The following is a 1,340-nucleotide window of genomic DNA, read 5'->3' as shown; positions in this document are numbered from 1 at the left end:
GTGTTATAATTAGATATATAAAAATTTTTATTAAATGATGGAGAAAATAATGGCAAAGAAAAGTTTTTATAAAATTGAAATGTTATTTTTGAAAGTTCTAGAACAAGAAGACTGTTATGGATATCAGCTAACACAATCTATACAAGATATCACAAACGGACAAATCAAAATCGCAGAAGGTACCATGTATCCAATTCTTTATAAATTACAAGACAAAGGTTACATCTCTGATCGACAAGTCAAGGTTGGAAAACGCCAAACCAGAGTTTACTATCATTTAGAGCCTGCAGGAAAAGAATATCTTTCTCAGTTAACACATGATTATTATCAAATGATTGATGCTATTCAATCTGTCTTAGGACCTAGAGTTTAAAACAGTATATCAAAAAGTGAGGAGAACATCATGACTATAGCACGTAAATATATCCGACAATGCCGTACATTATTCCCTGTTTACGGAAAATCAGAGCGAACTTTTTTAAATCGATTAAAAGTTCAAGTAAATGAGCATTTAGATTTATTTCCAGATTTAAGCTATGAAAAATTAGTAGAACAATTTGGAACACCAAAAGAAGTTGTTATGGAATACTATGCTAATGCTGATGACGATTATCTATTAAAAAGAATGAATTTTGTCAAACATGTTCGTATCTTTTTATCTGTAATCGCATTTGCACTCATCGTATTCTTTGCATATCGTTCTTACGTGATTTTAGAATCTTTTCAAGAAATTAAAGATTCTAAAATCATTTATGAAAACCAAGGTTCTATAGAAGAACTGCCACAGAAATAATCATGGAGGAATTATATCATGAAAAAAACACTTATTCTACTTTTTAGCTTTTTATTTATTTTTGCTTCTACTTTTCCTGTAAAAGCTTCTGAGATTCAATCTATAAATTCTACAAATATTATTGAAATTTTTGATGATGGTAGTTATATTGAATCATCTACTGAAGAAAATATCATTGCAACTCTTTCTCGTAGTTCATCTACAAAATCTGCTAAAAGGACATATACATATAAAGCATCTAGTGGAAAAATTTTATGGACAATTACTGTTACTGGAACTTTTACATATAACGGATCATCCTCAAGCTGTACTAAAGCCTCCGTATCTACTACGTGCCCTTCCATTACTTTTAAACTGGCTTCAAAATCAGCAACAAAGCACAACTCCACTGCAACTGCGACTGCTTCATTTAAACAGTACAATGATTCAGTATATTTGAGAACTATTACACGTAGCGTATCTATCAGTTGTGATAAAAGCGGTAAATTAAAATAATAGCAAAAAAACTTAGCAATATTTATTGTTAAGTTTTTTTATTGTTAAATAC

At 29.9% G+C, this 1,340-nt stretch carries 3 protein-coding genes; all 3 read left to right on the top strand.

Annotated elements, in window-relative coordinates; all coding sequences use genetic code 11:
• The first annotated feature begins 49 nt into the window (after positions 1 to 49).
• From KE503_RS14325 to KE503_RS14315, 3 genes are read left to right on the top strand one after another with little or no spacing between them, the layout of a single operon-like run.
• The gene (locus KE503_RS14325; RefSeq protein ID WP_055073059.1) at positions 50 to 373 is read left to right on the top strand and encodes a PadR family transcriptional regulator; all 324 of its coding nucleotides are present in this window, start codon (positions 50 to 52) and stop codon (positions 371 to 373) included.
• Positions 374 to 403: 30 nt separating this feature from the next.
• Positions 404 to 793, top strand: a complete 390-nt coding sequence (locus KE503_RS14655) for a DUF6120 family protein (protein ID WP_242855421.1) — start codon at positions 404 to 406, stop codon at positions 791 to 793.
• Between the two features lie 18 nt (positions 794 to 811).
• On the top strand, positions 812 to 1,288 hold the full coding sequence (locus tag KE503_RS14315) for a hypothetical protein (protein ID WP_155511634.1): 477 nt from the start codon (positions 812 to 814) through the stop codon (positions 1,286 to 1,288).
• Positions 1,289 to 1,340 lie beyond the last annotated feature (52 nt).

Origin of the sequence: Anaerostipes sp. Marseille-Q3525 (assembly GCF_018223505.1) — a bacterium.
Taxonomy (GTDB): domain Bacteria; phylum Bacillota; class Clostridia; order Lachnospirales; family Lachnospiraceae; genus Anaerostipes; species Anaerostipes amylophilus.
The sequence above is the reverse complement of the archived record's forward strand: the minus strand, read 5'-3'. Positions and strand labels throughout refer to the sequence as shown.